At 69.4% G+C, this 23505-nt stretch carries 18 protein-coding genes; 7 read left to right on the top strand and 11 right to left on the bottom strand.

The genetic code is table 11. The features are described from left to right. Nucleotides 1-4: 4 nt before the first annotated feature. From ACZ3KJ_RS06460 to ACZ3KJ_RS06450, 3 genes are all read right to left on the bottom strand, one after another. Complete coding sequence (locus tag ACZ3KJ_RS06460) at nt 5-1690, bottom strand: protein kinase family protein (protein ID WP_467525089.1); 1686 nt, start codon at nt 1688-1690, stop codon at nt 5-7. 138 nt (nt 1691-1828) lie between these two features. Continuing rightward, a complete protein-coding gene (gene murJ / locus ACZ3KJ_RS06455) occupies nt 1829-4129 on the bottom strand; it encodes a murein biosynthesis integral membrane protein MurJ (protein ID WP_467525088.1) in 2301 nt (766 codons plus the stop codon). Nucleotides 4130-4171: 42 nt separating this feature from the next. Then, the gene (locus ACZ3KJ_RS06450; protein ID WP_467525087.1) at nt 4172-6559 is read right to left on the bottom strand and encodes a DUF6049 family protein; all 2388 of its coding nucleotides are present in this window, start codon (nt 6557-6559) and stop codon (nt 4172-4174) included. Nucleotides 6560-6814: 255 nt separating this feature from the next. Here ACZ3KJ_RS06450 and ACZ3KJ_RS06445 point away from each other — a divergent pair, with 255 nt between their 5' ends. Next, nucleotides 6815-8281, top strand: coding sequence for a CCA tRNA nucleotidyltransferase (locus ACZ3KJ_RS06445; RefSeq protein WP_467525086.1), 1467 nt, complete (start codon nt 6815-6817; stop codon nt 8279-8281). Between the two features lie 128 nt (nt 8282-8409). Here ACZ3KJ_RS06445 and ACZ3KJ_RS06440 read toward each other — a convergent pair whose 3' ends face one another. The 4 genes from ACZ3KJ_RS06440 to ACZ3KJ_RS06425 form a co-directional block, all read right to left on the bottom strand. Beyond that, on the bottom strand, nt 8410-8901 hold the full coding sequence (locus ACZ3KJ_RS06440; RefSeq protein WP_467525084.1) for an LppU/SCO3897 family protein: 492 nt from the start codon (nt 8899-8901) through the stop codon (nt 8410-8412). A gap of 122 nt (nt 8902-9023) precedes the next feature. Next, complete coding sequence (locus ACZ3KJ_RS06435; protein ID WP_467525082.1) at nt 9024-10286, bottom strand: MFS transporter; 1263 nt, start codon at nt 10284-10286, stop codon at nt 9024-9026. A gap of 87 nt (nt 10287-10373) precedes the next feature. Continuing rightward, nucleotides 10374-11456 (bottom strand): inositol-3-phosphate synthase, encoded by a 1083-nt coding sequence (locus ACZ3KJ_RS06430; RefSeq protein WP_389518989.1) that lies wholly within the window; start codon nt 11454-11456, stop codon nt 10374-10376. Between the two features lie 44 nt (nt 11457-11500). Next, nucleotides 11501-12184, bottom strand: a complete 684-nt coding sequence (locus ACZ3KJ_RS06425; RefSeq protein WP_467525081.1) for a PadR family transcriptional regulator — start codon at nt 12182-12184, stop codon at nt 11501-11503. Between the two features lie 384 nt (nt 12185-12568). On the opposite strand from ACZ3KJ_RS06425, the gene ACZ3KJ_RS06420 reads away from it, so the two are divergent. Continuing rightward, nucleotides 12569-15220 carry a transglycosylase domain-containing protein gene (locus ACZ3KJ_RS06420; protein ID WP_467525079.1) on the top strand — a complete coding sequence of 884 codons (2652 nt, stop codon included), beginning with the start codon at nt 12569-12571 and terminating at the stop codon, nt 15218-15220. 131 nt (nt 15221-15351) lie between these two features. Then, nucleotides 15352-16851, top strand: a complete 1500-nt coding sequence (locus ACZ3KJ_RS06415; RefSeq protein WP_467525078.1) for a glycosyltransferase family 87 protein — start codon at nt 15352-15354, stop codon at nt 16849-16851. Between the two features lie 77 nt (nt 16852-16928). Here ACZ3KJ_RS06415 and ACZ3KJ_RS06410 read toward each other — a convergent pair whose 3' ends face one another. From ACZ3KJ_RS06410 to ACZ3KJ_RS06400, 3 genes are all read right to left on the bottom strand, one after another. Beyond that, the gene (locus tag ACZ3KJ_RS06410) at nt 16929-17960 is read right to left on the bottom strand and encodes an alanine racemase (protein ID WP_389518985.1); all 1032 of its coding nucleotides are present in this window, start codon (nt 17958-17960) and stop codon (nt 16929-16931) included. A gap of 122 nt (nt 17961-18082) precedes the next feature. Continuing rightward, on the bottom strand, nt 18083-19204 hold the full coding sequence (gene femX, locus ACZ3KJ_RS06405; RefSeq protein WP_467525077.1) for a peptidoglycan bridge formation glycyltransferase FemX: 1122 nt from the start codon (nt 19202-19204) through the stop codon (nt 18083-18085). Nucleotides 19205-19415: 211 nt separating this feature from the next. Next, nucleotides 19416-19727 (bottom strand): hypothetical protein, encoded by a 312-nt coding sequence (locus ACZ3KJ_RS06400; protein WP_467525075.1) that lies wholly within the window; start codon nt 19725-19727, stop codon nt 19416-19418. A gap of 286 nt (nt 19728-20013) precedes the next feature. On the opposite strand from ACZ3KJ_RS06400, the gene rpsF reads away from it, so the two are divergent. The 4 genes from rpsF to rplI all read left to right on the top strand — a co-directional run bounded on the left by rpsF (nt 20014) and on the right by rplI (nt 21754). Continuing rightward, complete coding sequence (gene rpsF / locus ACZ3KJ_RS06395) at nt 20014-20304, top strand: 30S ribosomal protein S6 (RefSeq protein WP_015034882.1); 291 nt, start codon at nt 20014-20016, stop codon at nt 20302-20304. 79 nt (nt 20305-20383) lie between these two features. Next, on the top strand, nt 20384-20965 hold the full coding sequence (locus ACZ3KJ_RS06390) for a single-stranded DNA-binding protein (RefSeq protein WP_467525073.1): 582 nt from the start codon (nt 20384-20386) through the stop codon (nt 20963-20965). Between the two features lie 87 nt (nt 20966-21052). Further along, a complete protein-coding gene (gene rpsR, locus ACZ3KJ_RS06385; protein ID WP_003949403.1) occupies nt 21053-21289 on the top strand; it encodes a 30S ribosomal protein S18 in 237 nt (78 codons plus the stop codon). Between the two features lie 18 nt (nt 21290-21307). Beyond that, the gene (gene rplI, locus ACZ3KJ_RS06380) at nt 21308-21754 is read left to right on the top strand and encodes a 50S ribosomal protein L9 (RefSeq protein WP_389518981.1); all 447 of its coding nucleotides are present in this window, start codon (nt 21308-21310) and stop codon (nt 21752-21754) included. A gap of 288 nt (nt 21755-22042) precedes the next feature. Here the strand turns inward: rplI and ACZ3KJ_RS06375 are convergent, their stop codons facing one another. Continuing rightward, entirely contained in the window at nt 22043-23380 is a 1338-nt protein-coding gene (locus ACZ3KJ_RS06375; RefSeq protein WP_467525071.1) for an MATE family efflux transporter, read from the bottom strand. Nucleotides 23381-23505 lie beyond the last annotated feature (125 nt).

Here is a 23505-nt window from a genome sequence, read left to right as displayed (position 1 = left end):
AGCGTCAGCCGGCCACCTTGATGTCCGCCACCCGGCCACGGTAGGTGCCCTCTTCGGTCAGCGGCAGCTTGGTCAGCCAGACCAGAAGGTAACGGCTCCGGACCGCTTGCGTGGGCTGAAGCGTCACCGTCGTACCGGTGCCCTGGGCGACCTTCGTGTACTCGCTGAAGGCCGTGGGGGCGGAGTCCGCGCCCTCCGGGGCGGTGAGCAGCTGGACCGACGTCTCCCCCACGAAGGTGACGGTCACCTTCTCGACCTGCTGGACCTTGTCGAGGTCGAGGATGATGCCGAGGCCCTCCTTCAGGTTTCCGAAGGCGGCACCCTGGTAGTAGTCCGTCTGCCAGTACGTCGAGGTGCTGTCGTCGTACGCCTTCCCTATGTCGGAGGGCTTCTCGGAACCGTCTCCGAACGGGTCGAAGTCCTGGGCCCCGCTGATGGCGATCGGCACACTGGCCGGCTTCGACGGGCTCTTCTCGTTGCTCTCCGTCGTCTGGGTCTGATTGGTGTCGTCGGACTCGCCCTGGTCCATCAGGGCGTCCGCGAGCTGCCAGCTGCCGAGGCCGAGGGCGGCGATGAGGAGGGCGGACACCGCCCACTTCAGGGCCTTGCCGGTGCGGCTCTGGAGCGGGGGCGGCGGAGTCGGCACCGGCTGGGTGACGCCCGGCGCAGCGGGCCGCCCGTAGGTGCCCTGCTGGTAGGTCGTGCGCTGGTACTCCGGGGGTGCCGTGAAGGCGGGCTCCGGCGGGCGGATGCGGGGCATCTCGCCGATCGCCTTCACCAGCTCCTCCGGCGTGGTGCAGGCGGCCTCGTGCCGGGACGCGGTCGCCCCGTCGTTGGCGAGCGCGCGCATCGCCAGCTCCGACAGTCCCCGGTGGACGCCGGCGCGCACCTGGTCGGGAGCGATCAGCCCGACGTCCTTCGGCAGCCCGGACAGGCCGTGGGCGTCGCTCTCGTACGGCCAGCGCTGGGTGAGCACCGCGTACAGGAGGGCGCCGATCGCCTCCGTGTCGGTGCGCTGGGGGGTGTCGGAGGAGATGCCGCGCAGCGCGGCGTTCACGGCGAGGCCGCGGATGCGCCACTGGCCCGTGGAGGTCCGCAGCACGGCGTTGGGGTTCAGCCGCAGGTGCGCGAGCCCCTCACGGTGGGCGGCCGCCATGGCGGAGGCGATCTGGCTGACCATCTGGTAGGCGTCGTGCGGCTCCAGCGGCCCGGCGGCCAGGAGCGTGGTCAGCTCGGTGGCGTCCGGCAGCCATTCGTGCACGACGTAGACGAGGTCGTTCTCCTCGACCGCGTCCAGCACCTGGACGAAGCGGGGGTCGCCGAGCAGCGCGGAGGAGCGGGCCGCGGCCAGCACCGAGCGGGCCCGGACGTGGTCCGCGGGCAGGACGTGGACGCCGACGGCACGACGGAGCTTCTCGTCGACCGCACGCCAACTGCTGAAACCGTCCAGACGGGTGACACAGTCCTCGAGGCGGTAGCGTCTGGCCAGTTTGTGACCGCTGTGCAGTTCAGGCGCCGAGGCCTTCCCGGGACGCTCCGTCCCGCCGCTCCCCTGTGCCTCGTCGCTGTCCGTGTCCCGCTCCCGGTTCTTGGCCACCCCGTCGGCCGTGGACTGGTCCGCCTCCGCGGTCAGCGGCTTGTCACCGCTGTTGTCTGCCACGTCGACGGCAGCCGTACTCCGTTCCGCCACCGTCGTCCCTGCCTCCCCATCCGTTGCGCGCCGTCCGACCTCGTGCGCGCCGTCCGACGCCGAAACCAATTGTGCCCACAGTCCGCCGCTATGCACGACACGCGGCGGCGGACGATGGTTGTGCGCCTACCCCCTGCCTCAGCGCCCCAGGCGTCCGCGGACCATGCCGACGAGCGAATTGAGCTCCTCGATGCGCATGCGGCGGGCGGCGACGTAGAAGATGCCGAGCAGCACGGCCCCACCGGCCAGCAGCGCGGCGAAGGAGCCGAGGACACCCTGGCCCAGGCTGTGGCCGATGCCGTAGCAGGCGGCGCCACTGAGCAGCGCGGCCGGGACGGAGGCGATGCACAGCCGTGCGTACGTCCGCAGGACACGGGAGCCGTCCAGATCGCCGCCGAGCCGCTTGCGCAGCCGGTTCCAGGCGACGCCGACGCCGATCGCGTAGGCCAGCCCGTAAGAAGCGGACATGCCGACCACGGCCCAGCGAGGGTCGAGCACGAAGTAGCAGACCGCCGAGGCGCCGGCGTTGACCGCCGCCACGATGACCGTGTTGTAGAACGGGGTGCGGGTGTCCTCGTAGGCGTAGAAGGCGCGCAGGACCACGTACTGCACGGAGTAGGGGATCAGGCCGAGGCCGAAGGCCATCAGCATGAAGCCCATGTTCGTCGCCTCGCTGGTGCCGGAGGAGCCGAAGATCAGGGTGCACATCGGGATGCCGAGCGCGAGGAAGCCGAAGGCGATCGGCACGATGGCGACGGCCGTGGTGCGCAGACCCTGCGAGATGTCGTCGCGGACCGCGCCGCTGTCGCCCTCGGCCGCCGAGCGGGACAGCCGGGGCAGCAGCGCGGCCATCAGGGAGACCGTGATGATGGCCTGCGGCAGGCCCCAGATCAGCTGGGCGTTGGCGTAGGCGGCGAAGCCGGTGCCGTCGACGGGCGATTCCTTGCCCGCCGCCGTGGACAGCTGGGAGACGACGATGGCGCCGGCCTGGTTGGCGAGGACGAACAGGAAGGTCCACTTGGCGAGGGTGACGGCCTTGCCGAGGCCGTGGCCCCTCCAGTCGAAGCGCAGCCGCAGCCGGAAGCCGGTCTCCCGCAGGTACGGGATCATCGCCAGTGCCTGGACGACCAGGCCGAGCAGGACGCCCACACCGAGGAGCCGCTGGCCCTCCGGCGGGATCGTCGTGACCTCCATGCCCGAGTCGGCGGCGGTGCCGTAGACCCAGATGAACGTGGACAGCGTGACGATGATGACGATGTTGTTCAGGACCGGCGTCCACATCATCGCGCCGAACCTGCCCCGCGCGTTGAGGATCTGCCCCATGACGACGTGGACGCCCATGAAGAAGATCGAGGGCAGGAAGTAGCGGACGAACGTGACGCCGACCGCGTTGGCGGCGGGGTCGCTGGCCACCGGGTCGGACAGGAGGCGGATCAGCAAGGGGGCGGCGGCGACCGAGGCGACCGTGAGCAGGCCGAGCGCCACGACGACCAGCGTCAGCAGGCGGTTGGCGAATGCCTCGCCGCCGTCCTCGTCCTCCTTCATGGCGCGGACGAGCTGGGGCACGAAGACCGAGTTGAGGCCGCCGCCGACGGTGAGGATGTAGATCATCGTCGGCAGCTGGTAGGCGACCTGGAAGGTGTCACCGAGCAGACCGACGCCCAGCGCGGAGACGATCAGCGCGGAGCGGACGAACCCGGTGAGGCGCGAGACCATCGTGCCCGCCGCCATCACGGCGCTGGACTTCAGCAGGCCCGCGGCGCGGCCGCCCTTCTTCGCGGCGGGCGCAGCGGCCGCCGGGGCAGCGGCGGCCGGGGGCGTCGCGGTCAGGTTCATGGTCACGTCGGCGCCCGAGGGGTTCCCGGGCACCGGCGCCCCGGCGGCGGACGGAGTCCCGTACTGCGGTGCACGTCCCTGGGCGCCCGGGGCGGCGGTCGGGCCGGGTACCGCCGGGTGCTCCGTCAGCGGACGACCGCCGGCCTGCTGGTCCCGGAAGAGGTGCGCGAAGGCGTCGGGCTGGTGCTGCTCCTCGCCGGAGTGCGAGACCAGGTCGTCCACGCCCACGAACTGGGTCGTGCGGGGGTCGTCGCCGTACGGCAGGTACTGGTTCGGGCCGTCCGGCTCCGGCGCCGGCGTCTGGGCCCACACACGCGGGTCGGGAGCGAACGGCGACTGCTGCGGCCGGCCGTACAGCGGCTGCTGCGGCTGGTGCGTCCCCGGTGGCGGCGGGGGGTGCGAGGCGCGGTCGTAGAGCGCCTCGGCGACCGGGTCCTGAGCGGTGAGGTCCTGCGCGCGGTAGGGGTCCTGGTCGTAGGCGTCCTGGAGGTACATGTCCGCGGGGTGCTGCGGCGGTACCTGGCCGTGCTCGGGCGGCGGGCCCTCGGGGTGACCCGAGCTGCCCGCGGCCTGGCCGCGGTCACCGTCGTACGGCGCGTTCATGGTTACCCCACCTCATCGTTCCGGGCCCACCGGCCACGACATTCAACGGTCCACTCTCTCACCCGTCCGGGGCGGGTCGGTGCTTTCCGCTGCGGTGTCCGGAGTCCCGTCACTCGGCTGCACCGGGCCCTCCGCCCCGTGCCGGACAGTGGATTCTTCGGCGGGACGGACCTCGGTCTCCCGAAGGAGCGCTCCGGTGTCCTCGGCCCCGATCGCCTCGCCGGGGACGTCCTCCTCGGCCTCGCGGGCCGCGGCCCGCTTGCGCTGCGTGTACATGCGGAAGCCGGCGAGGACGAGCAGCAGGACACCGCCGCCGATGACCAGCATCACGGTGGCCGTGATCTCGGTGACCTTCACGTCGAAGGTGACCGGAGCGCCGTACTCCCGGCCGTCCTCGGTGTAGAGCTGGGCGACCACCGACGTCTGGCCGTTGACGTTGGCGGAGGTGGTGAACTTCACCGTCGTGCTGTGCCCGCCGGAGACCGCGATGCGCTGCTCCGCGTAGGCCTCGCCGCCGATTTCGAGCCGGGTCGGGTTGGTCGAGGTGAGCCGCAGCACCAAGTGCTCGACACCCTGCACCAGGTTGTTCTGCACGGTGACCGGGATCGTGGCGCTGCGTCCGGAGAGCTTGGTCTCCGACTTCTGGATCAGCTTCACCTGGTCGGCCAGCGTGTCGAGGTAGTTCTGCACGCTCTGGCGGAAGGAGCTCGCCGCGGTGCTCCGGCCCCGCCACGACGTGGACATCTCACGGTTGACGGCCCGGCCGAACGGAGTCACCACCCGGGACTCGTCCGTGAGGATGACCTTGAAGTTGTCGAGCTTGTCCTGGGTCGCCGCGATCTCCTCGAAGGCGGTCCGGGGCAGTTCCTGCTTGCGCAGCGCGGCGCGGTACTTCGTCCGCGACGGCACCTTCGTGGTGGCCGCGGCGTCGGGCTTGGCCGTGGCCGCCGCCGTGAGCCGCTGGGACTGTGACCAGGTGCCGTCCTGAAGGGCGGTGACCGCCGCCGCCATCGTCTGGGCCTGGCTCGCGGTCGGCATGCGCTGCGGGGCGACGACGATGCTGCGCTCCTTGCCCGTCTGCAGGTTCAGCGCGAGGCTCTGCGCGAGGAACTCCTGCACGGCGAGCGTGGACGTGGAGGCCCTCGTCAGATCGCCCTCGAACGCCGTCGACAGCTCCGCGTCCGCCACCACCGCCGTGGTGCCACCGCCGATGGGGCGGGCCGCGGACGGCGTGTACGACAGGCTGCCCGTCTCCTTGAGGCTGTCGCTGCGCGCGATCACCTTGTCCGCGCCCGCCGAGGTGGCGACCTTGACGATCGAGGGGTCGACGGCGCCCTCCACCGGCCATGCGAAGTCGGTGCTCGGGGTGACGTGCAGCACCGTCTCCACCGTGGTGGCGGCGACATCGGTGGCTGCCTTGAGCTGGCTCAGCGAACCGGTCACCCCCGTGCCGTTGTGGGCCAGGGAGGCCAGGTCCGGGTCGGCGAAGGGGAGGGCGACGACCTCCTTGCCCTCGACCGCCTTCTGCAGCTGTGCGAGCCACTGCTTGGCGAGGGCCTGGTGGGTGCCGGCCGTGGTGGTGGCGCCGTCGCCGCGGACGTCGTAGCGGCCGGCCATGGCGTCGACGGACGCGAGGAGGTCCGGGTCGATCACCCAGGTCACGTCGAGGTCCTTGCCCAGGCTCACCATCTGGTCGAGGCGGCCACCGGGCGAGATCTCCTCGGCAAGGTCGTCATTGAGGAAGACCGGCGTCTGCTGCTCGTTGGAGCCCGTCTCCGCCGTCATGTGGACGGTCGACGTCAGCGGCCACAGCACGGTGGTCCTCGTGGCGGTCTCCGCCTTCTCGGGCTGCCACGGCAGGAAGGTCCGCTGGATGCCCAGCAGCTGTTCCCACGGCTTCGCGGCGGTCTCGCCCGAGAGGGAGACACCGAGGGGATAGACCCCGTCGTCCCCCAGGTCGAGCTCGCCGACCGGTACGGAGATGCTGAAGCGCTGGGGGACGCCCGGGGCGAGCTCGGTGAACGTGGCGACGTACTTGCCGCCGACCTCGGTCCCGGTGGCGCCCGAGAGAGCGTCGGCTTTCTCGGCCATGGTCTCGATCGCCGAGCGGGTGGTCAGCTCGGACCCCACGCGCAGGTCCACCTGGGCGTCGGTGACCGCCTGCTTGCCGTTGTTGGTCACCGTGCCGGACACCGTCAGCGTGTCCCCGTCGGTCGGGACGCCCGGGGTGAGCGAGTCGACGGCGACGGCCACCGTGCCCGTGTCGGAGGCCTCTGCGGCGGAGGCCCGGCCTTCGGCGTGCGCCGAGGAGGCGGGCAGCTGGAGCAGACCGGCCAGCAGGGGCGCCCCCGCGAGCAGCGCTCCGGTGCGCCGCAGCCACCGGCGGGCAGGTGAGGGAGCCATCCCCGGGAAGTCTGCCGCCTCGGCCACGCGTTCGTCCGTCCCTCGTCGTCGTCAGTGGTCGTCGGAAAGTGCGTCCACGCATGGTAACGATGCGCGCCGAGGGTAAGTGCCGCGGACCGCTCCCCAAGATCGGCGGAGGCGGACCGGGCACCCTCTATGTGCACGTATAAAGAGGAGCGGCCGACTACGTCACGATCGCAAGTCTTGGGCGGCTATCGGATGAGGTGTCCCCGCTGTAATCGGGGCGCCCGTGGCACGCCGAGGCACGTACCCTCTTCTGTTGTGCCGAACGCCAACGAAGACAACCTCAGTGCCCTGACCCAGGTGCAGCACCGCGCGGTGAGCGAGCTGCTGCGGGTCGCTCCCGTCGCCGACGACCTCGCCCGCCGTTTCCAGGAGGCCGGGTTCTCACTCGCCCTGGTCGGCGGTTCGGTCCGGGACGCGCTGCTCGGCCGGCTCGGCAACGACCTCGACTTCACGACGGACGCCCGCCCCGAGGACGTTCTGAAGATCGTCCGCCCGTGGGCGGACGCCGTGTGGGAGGTCGGGATCGCCTTCGGCACCGTCGGTGTGCAGAAGGACGCCCGCGTCGGTGACGCGGACCGTCGCTTCCAGATCGAGGTCACCACCTATCGGTCGGAGGCCTACGACCGGACGTCCCGCAAGCCCGAGGTGTCCTACGGCGACTCCATCGAGCAGGACCTCGTCCGGCGTGACTTCACCGTGAACGCGATGGCCGTGGCGCTCCCGGAGAAGAAGTTCATCGACCCGCACGGCGGCCTGGAGGACCTCGCGGCCCGTGTGCTGCGTACGCCGGGCACGCCGGAGGAGTCCTTCTCCGACGATCCGCTGCGGATGATGCGTGCTGCCCGGTTCGCCGCCCAGCTCGACTTCGAGGTCGTCCCGGAGGTCGTGACGGCGATGACGGAGATGGCAGACCGCCTGGACATCGTCTCCGCCGAGCGCATCCGGGACGAGCTGAACAAGCTGCTCCTCTCCGCGTACCCGCGCAAGGGACTGAGGCTGCTGGTGGAGACGGGGCTCGCGGACCACGTCCTGCCGGAGCTGCCCGCGCTGCGGCTGGAGAGCGATGAGCACCACCGGCACAAGGACGTCTACGAGCACACGCTGATCGTTCTGGAGCAGGCGATGGCGCTGGAGGAGGACGGTCCCGACCTCGCGCTGCGTCTGGCCGCGCTGCTGCACGACATCGGCAAGCCGCGCACCCGTCGCTTCGAGAAGGACGGCCGGGTCTCGTTCCACCACCACGAGATGGTCGGCGCGAAGATGACCAAGAAGCGCATGACGGCCTTGAAGTACTCCAACGACCTGGTGAAGGACGTCTCCCGGCTCGTCGAACTCCACCTCCGCTTCCACGGGTACGGCACCGGCGAGTGGACCGACTCCGCCGTCCGCCGTTACGTGCGGGACGCGGGTCCGCTGCTCGAACGTCTTCACAAGCTGACCCGCTCGGACTGCACCACGCGGAACAAGCGCAAGGCGGCCGCGCTCTCACGCGCGTACGACGGGCTGGAGGAGCGCATCGCTCAGCTCAAGGACCAGGAGGAACTCGACGCGATCCGTCCGGACCTCGACGGCAACCAGATCATGGAGATCCTCGGCGTCGGCCCCGGCCCTGCCGTCGGCAAGGCCTACAAGTACCTGCTCGAACTGCGCCTGGAGAACGGTCCGCAGGAGTACGACGCGGCGGTGGCGGCGCTGAAGGAGTGGTGGGCCCAGCAGAGCTGACACCGTGAAACGGGGTCATGTTTCACGTGAAACATGACCCCGCATCCGAGTCGCGGACGGTCGGTACATACGCCGAGGGGCGATGTTTCACGTGAAACATCGCCCCTCGGCGTATCGGTCTGCTACGACTACGCGACTTCCTTGAGGCAGAGGACCACGTTGTGGCCGCTGCCCACCTGGTAGTAGGAGATCGTCGCCTCTTCGACGGTCTCGCACTTGGTGTCGTCGCTGGTGTCGTCGAACTTCTCGACGACCTCGAACTCGGCCTCGCTCGACGAGCAGTCGACCTCGCTGAGGTCAGGACTGGTCTCCGTGCCGTCGTTGTGCATGCAGGACCCCACCGAGGTGGTCTCGGCGTCCGTCCGGTCGGCCCACCAGCCGATGCCGAACTTCACGCCCAGGCCGAGTATGACGACCACGATGATGCCCAGGACGCGCAGCACCTTCTTGCCGCCGCCCCGGCCCGCCGGCGCGGGCGGCGGAGGCACAGGGGCACCCTGGTTCGGGAACGGCGCGTACGGCTGCTGCGGCGGGACTCCCGGCTGGCCGGGCTGCTGCCCCGCGGGGCCGGTGGGCGTCTGGGCGTACGGGTTCTGGCCCTGGGGCGGCGGAGTGGTCATCTGGGGGTCCCCCTAGAACATGCATGCGCGTGGCGCGTGGCGCGAAATAAGACTCCCGTAAAGTACAGGCCGCCACTGACAACCTTGTAGCCCAGGAGCCGGCTGTGGCATTTATGTGACACTTACCGGACTGGGAATCGGGACATACCCACGGCAACTCCCCCGTAGATGAGGGCGACCACGACGACCAGGGCCACCGATCGGCCGTCCGGCGGGAGCATCAGGGCGGCCAGCGCCGCCGCGCCGACGAAGGCGACGTTGAAGAGCACGTCGTAGACGGAGAAGATCCGGCCGCGGAACCCGTCGTCGACCGACGACTGCACGATCGTGTCCGTGGCGATCTTCGCACCCTGGGTGGCCAGCCCCAGCACGAACGCCGCGACCAGCAGCGGAACCGTGGCGAAGGGGAGGCCGAGAGCCGGCTCCAGGATCGCGGCGGCCCCCGCGCAGACGACGATCCAGCGGGCCGGCCCCAGCCGTCCCGCCGCTGAAGGCGTCACGACGGCCGCGGTGAAGAACCCGGCGCCGGAGACGGCCAGCGCCACTCCCAGCAGGGCGAGGCCGTCCTCGGTGTCGGACGTCAGGGCGTACCGGCACAGCATCAGCAGCATGACCAGCAGGGCGCCGTAGCAGAACCGCATCAGGGTCATCGCGCCCAGCGCCCGGGCGGCTGCCCTGCGGGGCGGCTCGGCGAGATGCCGTACGCCCGCCACCAGATCGCGCGAGGTACCGGCGAGCGCCGTCGCGAGCCGGGGCTGGACGAGCGCGCGGTCGGGACCCAGCAGCTCCCGCCCGATGCGCAGCGCCGCCAGCGCCCCGCACAGGTACAGCACGGCGGCCAGCAGGACGACGACGGCGTCGGAGTCCGCGCCCGACAGCCGTACGACGAAGGCGAGGCCGCCACCCGCCGTCGCGGCCAGTGTCCCGGCCGTCGGGGAGAGGGAGTTGGCCAGCACGAGACGCTCGGCGTCGACCACGCGCGGCAGTGCGGCGGACAGGCCGGCGAGGACGAAGCGGTTGACCGCCGTGACGCACAGCGCGGAGACGTAGAAGAGCCAGTCCGGGACCTGGCTGACCATCAGGACGGCGGTCACCGACGCCAGAACGGCGCGCAGGAGGTTGCCGTGCACGAAGACCTGGCGGCGGCGCCAGCGGTCCAGCAGGACGCCGGCGAAAGGTCCGACCAGCGAGTAGGGCAGCAGCAGCACCGCCATCGCGGAGGCGATCGCGGTGGCCGAGGTTTGCTTCTCCGGGGAGAAGACGACGTACGTGGCGAGCGCGACCTGGTAGACGCCGTCGGCGCACTGCGAGAGCAGCCGCACGGCGAGCAGGCGCCGGAAGTTGCCCCAGCGCAGCAGGACGCGCAGATCACGGACGACGGCCATGGGGCACAGCCTCACATACGGAGAGGGCCCCCGGGTCATGTGACCCGGAGACCCTCTTCAGCCCTGGCAGGAGCGACTCAGCGAGCTCTAGCGCTCGACCTCACCCGCGATGAACTTCTCGACGTTCTGGCGGGCCTCGTCGTCGAAGTACTGGACCGGCGGGGACTTCATGAAGTAGCTGGAGGCCGACAGGATCGGACCGCCGATGCCGCGGTCCTTGGCGATCTTCGCGGCGCGCAGGGCGTCGATGATGACGCCCGCGGAGTTCGGGGAGTCCCAGACCTCGAGCTTGTACTCCAGGTTCAGCGGGACGTCACCGAAGGCACGGCCCTCGAGGCGGACGTACGCCCACTTGCGGTCGTCGAGCCAGGCGACGTAGTCGGACGGACCGATGTGGACGTTCTTCTCGCCGAGCTCCCGGTCGGGGATCTGCGAGGTGACGGCCTGCGTCTTGGAGATCTTCTTGGACTCCAGGCGCTCGCGCTCGAGCATGTTCTTGAAGTCCATGTTGCCGCCGACGTTCAGCTGCATCGTGCGGTCCAGGACGACACCGCGGTCCTCGAACAGCTTCGCCATGACGCGGTGCGTGATGGTGGCGCCGACCTGGGACTTGATGTCGTCACCGACGATCGGGACGCCCGCCTCGGTGAACTTGTCCGCCCACTCCTTGGTGCCGGCGATGAAGACCGGGAGGGCGTTGACGAAGGCGACCTTGGCGTCGATGGCGGCCTGGGCGTAGAACTTCGCCGCGTCCTCGGAGCCGACGGGCAGGTAGCAGACGAGGACGTCGACCTGCTTGTCCTTGAGGACCTGGACGACGTCGACCGGCTCCTCGGCGGACTCCTCGATGGTCTGGCGGTAGTACTTGCCGAGACCGTCGAGGGTGTGGCCGCGCTGGACCGTGACACCGGTGGTGGGCACGTCGCAGATCTTGATGGTGTTGTTCTCGGACGCGCCGATGGCGTCCGAGAGGTCCAGGCCGACCTTCTTCGCGTCCACGTCGAACGCGGCGACGAACTCGACGTCACGGACGTGGTAGTCGCCGAACTGGACGTGCATCAGGCCCGGGACCTTGGACGCCGGGTCGGCGTCCTTGTAGTACTCCACGCCCTGCACCAGCGATGCGGCGCAGTTGCCCACGCCGACGATGGCTACGCGAACCGAACCCATTCCGGTTGCTCCCTGTGTGTACGAGTGAGGCCCTGAGTGGGCGCTCACGTGGCGGTGTCGTCGGGCGTATCCGTCCCGGGGATCTTCCCGGGACGGGGCAGGCCGCCCGTCGCTCCAGATGTGGTGTCCTGCTGAGCGGTCTCCCCGGAGCCGGAACCCCTCAGGTCCCGTCCGGCCCGCTCGCTCTCGATGAGCTCGTTCAGCCAGCGCACTTCGCGCTCCACGGACTCCATCCCGTGGCGCTGGAGCTCGAGCGTGTAGTCGTCGAGGCGCTCCCGGGTGCGCGCCAGGGAGGCGCGCATCTTCTCCAGACGCTCCTCCAGGCGGCTGCGGCGGCCCTCCAGCACGCGCATGCGCACATCGCGGGACGTCTGCCCGAAGAACGCGAAGCGAGCGGCGAAGGTCTCGTCCTCGTACGCGTCCGGGCCCGTCTGCGAGAGGAGCTCCTCGAAGTGCTCCTTACCTTCCGCCGTCAACCGGTAGACGATCTTGGCGCGGCGGCCCGTGAGGGGAGCCGTGAGGGCGTCCTCCGGGTTGTTCCCCGCCTCCTCGATCAACCAGCCGTTGGCGACCAGCGTCTTGAGGCAGGGGTAGAGCGTCCCGTAGCTGAACGCGCGGAACACACCCAGCGACGTATTGAGTCGTTTGCGCAGCTCATAGCCGTGCATCGGGGACTCACGGAGCAGACCGAGGACAGCGAACTCGAGGATGCCGGACCGCCGGCTCATACGTCGCCTCCTCTCTGCCGCCACCCGTGACGACGGGTGCCCGATGCCTTTATGTCGCGCTGATGTATCGACTCGATACATCACGACGATAGAACGACCTTCCGGAAGCGACAAGAGGGGGGATGGTGAACGGGATCACATCAGTGATTCATCGGAGGAGAGTTGCCCGATTTGATGCGAACCTCGGCCCTAGGCGGGTTTTGACGGTGCGTAGTCTGTGCGCCATGCACACCACCGGGACTCACGTGACGCCGGGGGGCGTCGATGTCCCCGGTGCCGTACGGGTGAATGCGCGACCGACCGCATCCGTACTTCGGGGGGACAGGAAACCAGCCGCCGTTTCCAGGCGCGCGCGGGTGCGCCTGCCCGAGGAGTAATCGTTCGATGAGCGAGCACCGTCGCAAACCGCCGCAGCCGCAGGGAGGCGGACGTGCCGCGGCCCGACGCGGCCAGTCCGGCCCGTCCTCCGGCCGCCGTGCGGCACCGCGAGGCGCCACCGGGTCTCCGTCCGACTCGCACGAGTCGGATGCCTACGGCTCGGGAGGTGAGGAGCGGTCGTACGGTGGCCGCGCCGAGGCCCGGCGCGCGGCACAGAGAGGCGCGGGCCGCCGAGGCGCGCCGCCCGGACCACCGGGCCGCGGCCGGGCCGCGCCCGGGAAGAAGCGCCTGATCGACTATCCGCGCGCCGGAAAGGACGGCTGGCAGCGCTGGATGCCGTCCTGGAAGCTCGTCGCCGGCCTGTTCATCGGCTTCGTCGGCAGCCTGGTGGCCGTGGCCGGCATCGGGTACGCCATGGTGGGCATTCCGAAGGTCGATGAGACGGCGACGGCGGAGAACAACGTCTACTACTGGAAGGACGGCAGCCAGATGGTTGCCACCGGTGGTGAGACGAACCGCCAGATCATCGATCTCTCGCAGATCCCCGAGGCGATGCGCTGGGCGGTGATCTCGCAGGAGAACAAGACCTTCTACGACGACAGCGGCATCGACCCCAAGGGCATCGCGCGAGCCGTCTTCAACATGGCCCGGGGCGGTCAGACACAGGGTGGTTCGACGATCACCCAGCAGTACGTCAAGAACGCCATGCTGAACGACCAGTCCCAGACGATCTCCCGCAAGTTCAAGGAGATCTTCGTGTCGATCAAGGTGGGAGCCGAGGTCGACAAGGACGAGATCATGGCCGGCTACCTGAACTCGGCGTACTACGGGCGCAACGCCTACGGGATCCAGGCCGCCGCCCGTGCGTACTTCGACAAGGACGCCATCAAGCTGAACGAGGGCGAGTGCGCCTTCCTGGCCGCCGTGCTGAAGGGCGCCACCTACTACGACCCCGCCGGCGCGGTGTCCATCGACTCGTCGGCGACGTCGCAGGCCAACAGCAAGCGGGCGCTGATCCAGATGCAGGACACGCTCGACAAGATGGTCGAGTACAAGCACCTCAGCTCCTCGGTGCGGGCCAAGTACACCAAGCTCCCCGACGTGAAGAACCCGCGTTCGAACACCCAGCTGAGCGGCCAGATCGGCTACCTCGTCGACCTCGCCAACAGCTACGTGGTGACCCACAGCGACGAGACGGGGATCACCCAGGACAAGCTCCAGCAGGGTGGCTTCTCGATCTACACGACCTTCGACAAGAAGAAGGTCAACGAGCTCACGGCGGCCGTCACCAAGGTCTACAAGGCCAAGATCGACCCCGAGAAGCGGCCGGACACCGACACGCACGTCCAGTTCGGCGGGGCGTCCGTGGATCCGGAGACCGGCGCCATCGAGGCCATCTACGGCGGTGAGGACGCGACCAAGCACTTCACCAACAACGCCGACCAGACCGGTGCCCAGGTGGGTTCGACGTTCAAGCCGTTCGTCCTCGCGGCCGCGATGACGTGGGGCGTCCGCGACCCCGATCTGGGCTCGTCGCAGGCCCAGGACGAGCGCACCATCGTCTCCCCCAAGAGCCTGTTCAGCGGACAGAACAAGCTCAAGATCAAGAACTATGACGGGACGGTCTGGAAGAACGAGGACGGTGAGGAGTGGCTGCAGACCAATGACGGCCAGGTCTCCTACGGCACCGCGCCCGACTACAAGATCGACCTGCGAGAGGCGATGCGCGAGTCGGTGAACTCCGCCTTCGTGCAGCTGGGCATGGACGTCGGCCTGGACAAGGTGAAGGAGGCCGCCGTCAGCGCCGGCGTGAAGGAGAGCACCCTCGCGGGCACCACCTTCCCGTCGTTCTCGATCGGCATCTCCGACCCGAGCGCGATCCGCATGGCGGGTGCCTACGCCACCTTCGCGGCCAGCGGCAAGCAGCGCGACCCCTACTCGGTCCAGAAGGTCACGAGCAAGGACGGCGTGATCTACACCCACAAGACCGAGACGAAGCAGGCGTTCACCTCGAAGGTCGCCGACAACGTCACGGACGTCCTCAAGACCGTGGTGGAGGAGGGCACCGGCACCAACGCCCAGCTGACCGGGCGTGAGGTGGCCGGCAAGACCGGTACCACCGACGGCAACAAGTCGGCCTGGTTCGTCGGCTACACCCCGCAGCTGTCGACCGCGATCACCATGTTCCGGTACGACGACGACGAGACGAACAAGGACCGCGAGTTCCTGGAGATGTTCGGAACGGGTGGCGAGGAGAAGATCCACGGCGCCTCGTTCCCGGCGCAGATCTGGCACGACTACATGGAGGAGGCCATGGACGGCCTCCCCGTGAAGAAGTTCCCGACCCCCGAGTCCATCGGAGAGGTCCTCAACGAGGACCCGGAGCCGTCCCCCAGCCCGTCGGTCACCGAGACCGAGGAGGAAGAGGAGAGCCCGTCTCCGTCGCCGACCCCCTCGGAGACGGAGCCCGAGCCGTCGCCGAGTCCGAGCGAGACGTGCACCACCTTCTTCGGCTGCGACGACTCCACAGGAGGCACGAGCAGCGAGGGCCAGGACGGTGGCACAGGCGAGACGAGTGCGTCGCCGTCCGAATCGGAGAGCGAGGACAGCAGCAGAGGCAACCAGAACGGCCAAATCTTCGGAGGACCCGAGAGTTAGCCGTCCTGTCGTCCGAGTCGGGCGTTTCACGTGAAACATGCGCATGTTTCACGTGAAACGAGGGCCGTCCCACCGCACCAGGTGGGGCGGCCCCCGGCTTTTTCCTAGGTCCGTACGGCAGGATGTGGCGCATGCCCAGTGCAGAATCGACGCCAGCGCGCGTGCACGAGCCGGACCCGGTACGGCCGACCAGGGACGACGAGATCGCTGCCGCCGGCAGCGAGCTGATCGGCGGCCCCCTGGGGCGGCGAGCCCTGACCGGGACGTCATGGCTGACACCCGTGCGGGTCGTCGCGCTCGTGGCGATCGGGATGTTCGCCCTCGGAATGGTCCAGAAGGCGCCCTGCTACAACGGTGCGTGGTTCTTCGGTGCCAGCTCCCAGTACACCCACGCCTGCTACTCGGACATCCCGCACCTCTACCAGGGACGCGGGTTCGCCGATGGGCTGGTGCCGTACTTCGACAAGCTCACCGGCGACATGGAGTACCTCGAGTACCCCGTGCTGACCGGAGTGTTCATGGAGGTGGCCGGCTGGCTGACCCCGGGCAGCGGCAGCATCCAGCACCAGGAACAGTGGTACTGGATGGTCAACGCCGGGATGCTGATGGCGTGCGCGGCCGTCATCGCCGTCTGCGTGGCCCGTACGCACGGCCGGCGGCCCTGGGACGGCCTGCTGGTCGCCCTGGCGCCCGCCTTCGCGCTGACCGCCACCATCAACTGGGACCTGCTGGCCGTCGCCCTGACGGCCGCGGCGATGCTGATGTGGTCGCGGGGCCGGGCACTGGCTTTCGGCGTCCTGCTGGGGCTCGCCACGGCCGCCAAGCTCTATCCCGTTTTCCTCCTCGGCCCCCTGTTCGTGCTGTGCTGGCGGGCGGGGAAGTGGCGGCAGTTCGGCAGCGCCCTGGGGGGCGCGGTCGTCGCCTGGCTGGTGGTGAACCTGCCGGTCATGCTCTTCGCCTTCGAGGGATGGTCGAAGTTCTACACGTTCAGCCAGGAGAGGGGGGTGGACTTCGGCTCGTTCTGGCTGATCCTCGCCCAGAACTCCAGCGACCCGCTCACCACGGACAGCGTCAACACCCTGGCGACGCTCCTGGTCCTGGTGTGCGCCCTGGGCATCGCCGGACTCGCGCTCACCGCTCCGCGCCGCCCCCGCTTCGCCCAGCTCGTGTTCCTGATGGTGGCCGCGTTCATCCTCACCAACAAGGTCTACTCGCCGCAGTACGTCCTGTGGCTGGTGCCGCTGGCGGCACTGGCCCGGCCGAAGTGGCGTGACTTCCTCATCTGGCAGGCCTGCGAGGTGGCGTACTTCCTGGGGATCTGGATGTACCTCGCGTACACGACCAGCGGAGAGGCGCACAAGGGTCTGCCCACCGACGGCTACCACTGGGCCATCGGCGTCCACCTGCTGGGGACGCTGTACCTGTGCGCCGTGGTGGTGCGGGACATCCTGATGCCCGAGCGGGACGTGGTGCGGCAGGCCGGGGACGACGATCCCTCGGGCGGTGTGCTGGACGGCGCGGACGACGTCTTCGCCCTCGGCGCGGCGGCCCTGGCGCACCGGCACGCGGCGCACTTCGACGGACCGCAGGTGGAGTGGGGCAAGGAGAGCACGGCCCACAGTTCGCTCTGAGCGAACAGCGCCCGCCCGGCCGTGCGAAAGGCCGTACCCAGGAGCCCCGGGTACGGCCTTTCGCGTCGCTCAGGGGCTCAGCGGTCCATGATTCGGTCGAACTGCGTGGTGGTGTGCCGCAGATGGGCCACCAGCTCGTCGCCGACCGTGGGTTCCGGGGCGTCCGCCGGGACGAAGAGGATGGACACCTGCATGTGCGGCGGCTCGGCGAACCAGCGCTGCTTGCCGCCCCAGACGAACGGCGAGAGGTTCCGGTTCACCGTCGCGAGGCCGGCTCGGGCGACACCCTTGGCCCGCGGCATGACCCCGTGCAGGGCCTTCGGCGCCTCCAGGCCCACCCCGTGCGACGTACCGCCCGCCACGACCACCAGGAAGCCGTCCGAGGCCGCCTTCTGCTGGCGGTAGCCGAAGCGGTCGCCCTTGGCGACGCGCGTGACGTCCAGGACGGCCCCGCGGTACTCGGTGGCCTCGTGGTCCCCCAGCCACAGCCGCGTGCCGATCCGGGCGCGGAAGCGTGTCTGGGGGAACTGCTGCTGCAGCCGGGCGAGTTCCTCGGCCTTGAGGTGGCTGACGAACATGGTGTGCAACGGGAGCCGGGCCGCACGCAGCCGGTCCATCCAGCCGATGACCTCCTCGACGGCGTCGGAGCCGTCGGTGCGGTCCAGGGGCAGGTGGATGGCGAAGCCCTCCAGCCGGACGTTCTCGATGGCGGAGTGCAGCTGGGGCAGGTCCTGCTCGCTGATGCCGTGCCGCTTCATCGAGGACATCACCTCGATCACCACGCGGGCGCCCACGAGCCCGTAGACGCCGTCGATCGACGACACCGAGCGCACGACCCGGTCGGGCAGCGGCACGGGCTCCTCGCCGCGTCGGTACGGCGTCAGCACCAGCAGATCACCGCCGAAGAAGTCCTTGATGCGCGCGGCCTCGTACGTCGTGCCGACGGCGAGGATGTCCGAGCCCAGCCGGGTGGCCTCCTCCGCCAGCCGCTCGTGCCCGAAGCCGTAGCCGTTGCCCTTGCAGACCGGGACGAGCCCCGGGAACTGCTCCTGCACGTGCTTGTGGTGCGCCCGCCAGCGCGCGGTGTCGACGTAGAGGGTGAGCGCCATGGCCGGACCTGGAACCTTTCTCGTGGCTGCGGTGTGTCAGAGGTGGGGAAGCTGGGGGACCCGACGGACGCCGTGGAAGTGATCGGAGCCGTCGGAGCCGTCTGCGGGGGAGGAACGCGTGCTCAGCGGCGCGACATGTAGATGTCGAGCGCCTTGTGGAGCAGCTTGTTCAGCGGGAAGTCCCACTCGCCGAGGTACTCGGCGGCCTGCCCGCCCGTGCCGACCTTGAACTGGATCAGGCCGAACAGGTGGTCCGACTCGTCCAGCGAGTCGGAGATGCCGCGCAGGTCGTAGACGGTCGCGCCGAGGGCGTAGGCGTCGCGCAGCATCCGCCACTGCATGGCGTTCGAGGGCCGGAACTCGCGGCCGATGTTGTCGGAGGCGCCGTAGGAGTACCACACGTGCCCGCCGACGATCAGCATCGTGGCCGCCGACAGGTTCACGCCGTTGTGGCGCGCAAAGTAGAGCCGCATGCGATTGGGGTCCTCGGTGTTGAGGGCCGTCCACATGCGCTGGAAGTACGACAGCGGGCGGGGCCGGAAGTGGTCGCGCACGGCCGTGATCTCGTACAGCCGCTGCCATTCCTCGAGGTCGTGGTAACCGCCCTGGACCACCTCGACGCCGGCCTTCTCCGCCTTCTTGATGTTGCGGCGCCACAGCTGGTTGAAGTTCTTGTGGACCTCTTCCAGGGAACGGTTCGCCAGCGGCACCTGGTAGACGTAGCGGGGCTGGACGTCGCCGAAGCCGGCGCCGCCGTCCTCGCCCTGCTGCCAGCCCATCCGGCGCAGCTTGTCGGCCACCTCGAAGGCGCGCGGCTCGATGAAGTCGGCCTCGATGTCACGCAGCCGCTTCACGTCCGGGTTCTGGATGCCCGCTTTGATGGACGTGGCCTCCCAGCGCCGGATGATCACCGGCGGGCCCATCTTCACGGAGAAGGCGCCCTGCTGCTTGAGGTGCGCGAGCATGGGTTCCAGCCACTCGGTCAGATTGGGCGCGTACCAGTTGATGACCGGACCCTCGGGCAGATAGGCGAGGTAGCGCTTGATCTTCGGCAGCTGGCGGTAGAGCACCAGACCGGCACCGACGAGCTCTCCGGTCCTGTCGTCGAACCAGCCGAGGTTCTCGGAGCGCCACTCGGCCTTGACGTCGGCCCAGGCCGGAACCTGCATGTGGCTCGCCGACGGCAGGCTCTGGATGTACGCCAGATGCTGCTCGCGGCTGATCGTCCTCAGGGTCAGGCTCATTCGGGGCGCTCCTCGGGCTGGTGTGTCCCCATGGGTACAGGGGCTCCGGCTCTCGCGCCGAAGCCTACTGCGCCGTACGAGCGGCCGGTCCGGGCGTACGGCAGCTTCGCCCCGGCCTCATGGGCGGTCGCGGCGGTCCGCACGGCGCGCAGGGGTCCCGCGCGCCGTGATCAAGGACGGTTGTACGCCGGTGCGGCCGGCGCCGGTCAGGTCACCACAGTCCGCCGAAGAGGCCGCCGTGCGCCATACCGAGGAAGAAGCCGATGCCGGAGGCACCGAGGCCCAGGATCAGACCGAAGCGCTCACGGGTGGTCTCGGAGATCCACTGTCCGTAGGCGCCGGTGACGATCCCCACCAGACCGGTCCACGAGCTGATCAGATGAAGGTGGTCGAACATCGCCGTCACGAAGGAGGCCACTCCGAGCACCAGGGTCACCGCCATCAGGGCGTCCTGGACGGGGTGGGGCCGGTCGTCGGTGGCGAAGAGGGATCCGGCGGTGTTGGGTCGCAATGCCTGTGCCATGGGGCACCTCCTGCGGAAAACGGCGCATCGTAGCGCCATACACACCCGATGTGTACAGATTGGCGGTCACCCCGGCCGGATTTCAACCGGAAGCCGGTGTGCAGGTAGTCTGTAGCGTCTGCACCGGTGTCTGCCCAGGCACAGCCAGGGACTCCGCCCAGCTCACAGCGGGGACGTCGCAAGCCGACCCCGATTGTCAGTGGCGGCCTATACCGTTGCGTACGCATCACAACCCTCCTGCCACGGAACGACCGTGGCCGCTGAGTCCGAAGGAGGTGGGTTCCACATGCGTCACTACGAGGTGATGGTCATCCTCGACCCCGATCTCGAGGAGCGCGCTGTCTCCCCGCTGATCGAGAACTTCCTCTCCGTCGTCCGTGAGGGCAACGGAAAGGTGGAGAAGGTCGACACCTGGGGCCGTCGTCGTCTCGCGTACGAGATCAAGAAGAAGCCCGAGGGCATCTACTCGGTCATCGACCTGCAGGCCGAGCCTGCGGTCGTCAAGGAGCTCGACCGCCAGCTGAACCTGAACGAGTCGGTCCTCCGGACCAAGGTCCTCCGTCCCGAGACCCACTGAGCTCTTCCGCTCAGCTGATCTCGGGATTCGAGTAGCAGCACAAGCAGCCAGCAGCAGCAAACCCGCCGAGAGGTTCCCCATGGCAGGCGAGACCGTCATCACGGTCATCGGCAATCTTGTCGACGACCCCGAGCTGCGCTTCACCCCCTCCGGTGCGGCGGTCGCGAAGTTCCGTGTCGCGTCCACTCCCCGCACCTTCGACCGCCAGACGAACGAGTGGAAGGACGGCGAGAGCCTCTTCCTCACCTGCTCGGTCTGGCGTCAGGCGGCGGAGAACGTCGCCGAGTCGCTCCAGCGAGGCATGCGCGTGGTCGTGCAGGGCCGGCTGAAGCAGCGGTCCTACGAGGACCGCGAGGGCGTCAAGCGCACGGTCTTCGAGCTGGACGTCGAGGAAGTCGGCCCCAGCCTGCGCAACGCCACGGCCAAGGTCACCAAGACCAGCGGCCGCGGTGGCCAGGGCGGTTACGGCGGCGGTGGCGGCGGCCAGCAGGGCGGCGGCTGGGGCGGCGGCCCCGGTGGCGGCCAGCAGGGCGGCGGCGCTCCCGCCGACGACCCGTGGGCGACCGGCGCTCCCGCCGGTGGCGGCCAGGGCGGCGGTGGCGGCTGGGGTGGAAACTCCGGCGGCAGCGGTGGCGGCTACTCGGACGAACCCCCCTTCTGAGCCCGCGGGCCCGAGGTCAGTGGACCGGCCGGGCCCAGGTCGAAGGCGGGGCGTATCCCAACTTCTTGATCACACAGGAGAAACACCATGGCGAAGCCGCCTGTGCGCAAGCCGAAGAAGAAGGTCTGCGCTTTCTGCAAGGACAAGGTCACGTACGTGGACTACAAGGACACGAACATGCTGCGGAAGTTCATTTCCGACCGCGGCAAGATCCGTGCCCGTCGCGTGACCGGCAACTGCACGCAGCACCAGCGTGACGTCGCCACGGCCGTCAAGAACAGCCGTGAGATGGCGCTGCTGCCCTACACCTCCACCGCGCGCTAAGGGAAGGGTGACCGACACATGAAGATCATCCTCACCCACGAGGTCTCCGGCCTCGGTGCCGCGGGCGACGTCGTCGACGTCAAGGACGGTTACGCTCGCAACTACCTGATCCCGCGGAACTTCGCGATCCGCTGGACCAAGGGCGGCGAGAAGGACGTCGAGCAGATCCGTCGCGCTCGCAAGATCCACGAGATCCAGACCATCGAGCAGGCCAACCAGGTCAAGGCCCAGCTCGAGGGCGTGAAGGTCCGTCTGGCCGTCCGCTCCGGCGACGCCGGTCGTCTCTTCGGTTCCGTCACCCCGGCCGACGTCGCCTCGGCGATCAAGGCCGCCGGTGGTCCCGACGTCGACAAGCGCCGCATCGAGCTCGGTGCGCCGATCAAGACCCTGGGCGCCCACGAGACGTCCGTGCGTCTGCACCCCGAGGTTGCCGCCAAGGTCAACATCGAGGTCGTCGCGGCCTGATCGCCGCACTCGGCTTGGACAGCCTCGGCTGAACAGCTGGGAAGGGGCCGCATCCGCAAGGGTGCGGCCCCTTCGGCGTGCGCGGCCCTGTGCGGGTGCGGCGGAGCCCTGCCTCAGGCGTGGTGCCTTCCTGCCTGGGCTGTGGTGCGGTTCCTGCTGGTCTGCCGGCCGGCCCGGGACGTCCGGGTGTCCGATCTGTCGTCCGGCGGCCGCGCTGGCTCTCGAACCGGGTGTTTCACGTGAAACACCCGGTTATGGGGGATCGTCTCGCGAGTTCGGAAGGATTGTTCAGCGAGTCGCGCCGACGACCACCCAGCGCCCGGAGCGGGCGCGCAGCCAGAGCGTCAGCATCCGGACCGCCATCATCAGCGTCATCGCCGCCCACAAGGCGGTGAGGCCACCGCCGAGAACCGGTATCAGGAGGGCCACCGGGGCGAAGACGGCCAGGGTGAGGACCATCGCCCAGGCGAGATAGGGACCGTCGCCCGCGCCCATCAGCACACCGTCCAGGACGAAGACGATCCCGCAGATCGGCTGGGACAGCGCCACCACCAGGAGGGCGGGGAACGCCGCGTCCTTGACGATCTGATCGCCGGTGAACAGGGGCAGGAACAGCGGCCTGCTGACGATCACCAGCAGGCCGAGCACGACACCCACGGCGATGCCCCACTCCACCATCCGACGGCAGGCAGCCCGGGCGCCCTGGGCGTCGCCCGCGCCGAGGCAGCGTCCGATGATGGCCTGCCCGGCGATGGCGATGGCGTCGAGGGCGAAGGCGAGCAGGCTCCACAGGGAGATGATGATCTGGTGCGCCGCGATGTCGGCGTCTCCCAGACGCGCGGCGACTGCGGTGGCGATCATCAGGACGGCCCGCAGGGACAGGGTACGCACGAGCAGCGGGACGCCGGCCTGGGCGGAGGCCCGTATGCCGGCGGCGTCGGGTCGTAGCGAGGCGCCGTGGCGTCGGGCACCGCGGATGACGACCACGAGGTAGGCCGCGGCCATGCCGCACTGGGCGATGACAGTGCCCCAGGCGGAGCCTGCGATGCCCAGGCCGGCGCCGTACACCAGGCCCACGTTCAGGGCGGCGTTCGCGACGAAGCCCGCTATGGCGACGTAGAGGGGTGTCCTTGTGTCCTGGAGGCCGCGCAGGACGCCGGTCGCGGCGAGGACGACGAGCATGGCCGGTATTCCCAGGGCCGAGATGCGCAGATAGGTGGTGGCGTAGGGGGCGGCCGTGTCGGAGGCGCCGAAGAGCTCCACGAGCGCCGGTGCCGTGGGCAGCACGGCCGCGATCACGGCGGCACCGAGCAGCAGAGCCAGCCAGATGCCGTCCATGCCCTGGCGGATAGCGGCAGGGAGGTCGCCGGCGCCGACGCGGCGGGCGACGCCGGCGGTGGTGGCGTAGGCGAGGAAGACGAAGATGCTGACGGCCGTGGTCAGAAGCGCGGAGGCGACTCCCAGACCGGCGAGCTGAGCGGTGCCGAGGTGGCCCACGATGGCGCTGTCGGCCATGACGAAGAGGGGCTCCGCGACGAGTGCGCCGAAGGCGGGTACGGCCAGCGCGACGATTTCTCGATCGTGCCGGCGCCGGGTGGTCCGGGGCGTCACGGGAGCCGATGTCATGGGCACCAATCTAATCGTCCACAGGTAAGAGACGCAAAACCCTAGTGTCCCTTACGGGTCGTCTCGGCGCGTGTCCTTTCGGGCACCGTTCGAAGTGATCTTGCGCCGACTGGGCAAGTTTTTCT

It is taken from the genome of Streptomyces sp. NPDC003248 (genome assembly GCF_055563235.1).
The sequence above is the reverse complement of the archived record's forward strand: the minus strand, read 5'-3'. Positions and strand labels throughout refer to the sequence as shown.